Source organism: Bartonella sp. OT172YNZD (assembly GCF_042193725.1).
Classification (GTDB): domain Bacteria; phylum Pseudomonadota; class Alphaproteobacteria; order Rhizobiales; family Rhizobiaceae; genus Bartonella; species Bartonella grahamii_A.
Genome location: NZ_JBHILZ010000045.1, coordinates 1 through 2,831 on the forward strand (window position 1 = coordinate 1; position 2,831 = coordinate 2,831).

The 2,831-nt window shown below is 43.4% G+C and carries 3 protein-coding genes and 1 pseudogene; all 4 read left to right on the forward strand.

All coding sequences use genetic code 11. From position 1 onward, the window contains the following. Window positions 1–1,374 (forward strand): annotated as a pseudogene (locus tag ACFIJS_RS08770) (phage tail protein); the annotation flags it as partial. A 5-nt stretch (window positions 1,375–1,379) separates the two neighbouring features. Then, the gene (locus ACFIJS_RS08775) at window positions 1,380–1,760 is read left to right on the forward strand and encodes a phage tail protein (RefSeq protein ID WP_375651227.1); all 381 of its coding nucleotides are present in this window, start codon (window positions 1,380–1,382) and stop codon (window positions 1,758–1,760) included. After that, a complete protein-coding gene (locus tag ACFIJS_RS08780; RefSeq protein ID WP_375651229.1) occupies window positions 1,757–1,981 on the forward strand; it encodes a tail protein X in 225 nt (74 codons plus the stop codon). Before ACFIJS_RS08775 ends, ACFIJS_RS08780 begins: the two co-directional genes overlap by 4 nt. Then, on the forward strand, window positions 1,978–2,831 hold an 854-nt coding region (locus ACFIJS_RS08785; RefSeq protein WP_375651231.1), incomplete at its 3' end, for a phage late control D family protein. The genes ACFIJS_RS08780 and ACFIJS_RS08785, both read left to right, overlap by 4 nt.

Genomic DNA, 2,831 nt, shown 5'->3' on the forward strand with positions numbered 1-2,831 from the left:
TGGCTAGAGCCATTGATTGGTGAAATAACCGTCTTTAAGGTAGGTCTTGTCGCACTTGGTTCGTTCATTTTTGGTCCACTCATTGCTGCATTAGCAGCCGTGGGAGCAGCGTTTGTCACACTAGGCTATACTATCATGACGACACCGATTGGTTGGCTAATTGGTGGCATTGCAGCTCTTGTAGGCGCTGGATATTTGCTCTACAAAAATTGGGACAAAATCAATGGCTGGCTGCTTACATCACTAGCCATAGTGAGCGCCGTTTTTATCAGGCTTTCTTTCGCTCTTTCAGGACCAGTGCTTTCAGCCTTCACTTCTGTTGGTTCTAAAATTACCGGTCTGGCTGCAAATCTTGGAAAATCCCTGCTCTCAAAAATAATCGCAGCAGATAAAGCTTTTATGAGATTTTCTGCTACTCTGGGAAGGTCACTGCTTTCAGCCATAGGTTCGGTTAGTGCAGCTTTTGCTAGTCTTGCTAAAACTCTTGCAAGAACGCTATTTTCAGCTGTAGTCTCGGCTTCTTCCGCAATTGCTGGTCTTGCTGTAACTCTTGTAGGTTCACTCATTTCGGCAATAACTGCCGTTAGTTCTGCTTTTATATCGCTTGGTGTTGCTATTATGACCACACCTATCGGTTGGATCATTGGTGGCATTGCAGCTCTTGTAGGCGTTGGATATCTGCTTTATAAAAACTGGGATACGGTAGTAAGCCTCATAAGCAACTTGTGGAATTCTTTTGCGAGCTTATGTAGTAACGTTTTCAATAACCTCTTTACGCTCTTTAAAAACTTTTCACCACTCTCTTGGATAGCAAAAGGAATCAATGAACTCATTAAATGGTTGCTTGGCGTTGATTTAATAGAAGCAGGAGCTAATCTGATTAACGGGCTTTGGGAAGGTATCAAAAGCAAGTGGCAAGCCCTATCCGAATGGTTTAGCGGCATGATAAGCAGTTTAACCAGCTGGATGCCTAATTGGATGAAAGAAAAGTTAGGCTTTAATGTTTCAATCAATAAGACTTCAACCCAAACCATTAAAACCTTTACTGAAGAAACCAATGCTCGAGCAAAAAAAATGCTGGATACAGCAGTGGTTACAAATACCCCGCCTGAAAAACGCAAGAGTGGCTTTAATACAGGTGTCATTGAAACAGGACAAATGCAGGCAACAAATGCAAAAGTGGCTGCCTTCAAAGCTCCCAAGCCCATTACGGTTCACAAACCCGTTGAAGTAGACGCCCGCGTAACCATTACAAATCTCAATATTTCAGTACCAAATGGTCTCAAGGACGAAATCAGAGACGCTGTCAATAAAGCACTTGAACACTATGCAAAACAGCAACGTTTAGCCATAGCCTCTAGCCTTTCGGATTAAACACCATGATGTTAGCTTTAGGTGGTTTTATTTTTTCGATTGAAACAGCAGCTTATCAAACACTTGATATGTCTTATGGGGTTCCATGGGTCGAGCAAGGGCGATTGGGGAGAAAGGCGGCTCTTCAATTGCCAGCTGTTGCAAATGCGGAATTTTCTTTAGCAGGCGTGATTTATCCAGATTTCAAAGGTGGTCACAGACAGCTCGAATATTTACGACAAATAGCGCATATGGGACCTCACATTCTTGTGAGCGGTCAAGGCAAAATCTTAGGTAAGTTTGTCATTCTTTCTGTAGAGGAAAAACAAAGCGTTTTTCATCATAATGGCACCCCCAAAAAACAAGAATTTACGATAAAGTTGAGAGAATATGGTGAAGAGCTATGAGTGATCTTTACGTAACAAAAGAAGGCGATATGGTTGATGCCATTTGCTGGAGATACTATGCAAAGGGTCAACAAGCCCTTGCTGTTGAACGCGTTTATGCAGCAAACTTTGGTCTTGCAGACTATGGACCCATCTTAAAAGCAGGCATCACAATCGTTTTGCCAACCCTCCCCTATCCTAAAACCACACCGGTAATCAGAATTTGGGGTAGCCAATCATGAAACCTTTTTGCACAGTGATGGCAAATGGAGAGGATATCACAAGAACGCTCATGGACTATGTTTTGTCGATTGAAATTACGGATGAAGCAGAAGACAAAAGTGATCGTATCACTATAGAGCTTGATGACCGTGCGCGTGACAGTGATAACGGCTTTCTTGATATTCCTCTTATCGGAACAATCATTTCTGTAACACTTGGCTATGAAGGCGGGAAAAACCGCGATATAGGAGCCTATCTGATAGACGAAATCTCTGTGAGCAGCCCACCACAAAGCTTAAGTGTGACAGGGCGCGCTGCGTCAATGAACACATCTTATAGAACCCCTAAAAGCCAATCCTATCACCAACAAACCCTTGGCAGTATTGTTCAAGAGATCGCAGAGCGTAATGGCTATACGCCTAAAGTTGATCCTTCTCTTGCAAAAATCGTTGTGCGTCACATTGACCAAACAGCTGAAAGCGATATGGCTTTTGCTACACGCCTTGCAGGAGAATATGATGCGGTAGCAAAACCCGTTGATGGCAAACTTGTGCTCGCCAAACGGGGTGAAGGCAAAGCCATTACCGGTGAAACACTCCCTATTGTCGTCATTCATGAGAAACATTGCACCTCTTGGGATTTTAAATACAGCGCACGGGATGAAGCAGGTGCAGCCAATGGCTTAGAAACAGATGTAGGAGACGACCAAAAAGCCGCCGCTGATGCACGAGAACCAGAAGAGATTGATGATGATGAAAACTTTATCCATATGGATGACAGTGATAGAGCAGCACCATCATCATCTGAATCGGAAAAAGCAGAAACAACACCTGAGAAAGGAGAAGAAGACAAAGAGAAAAAAGGCGGTGT

What these genes read in the sequence shown, in the direction of transcription:
- ACFIJS_RS08775 (WP_375651227.1), top strand. Translation starts at nt 1,380, where the DNA reads ATGATGTTAGCTTTAGGTGGTTTTATTTTTTCGATTGAAACAGCAGCT.
- ACFIJS_RS08780 (WP_375651229.1), top strand. Translation starts at nt 1,757, where the DNA reads ATGAGTGATCTTTACGTAACAAAAGAAGGCGATATGGTTGATGCCATT.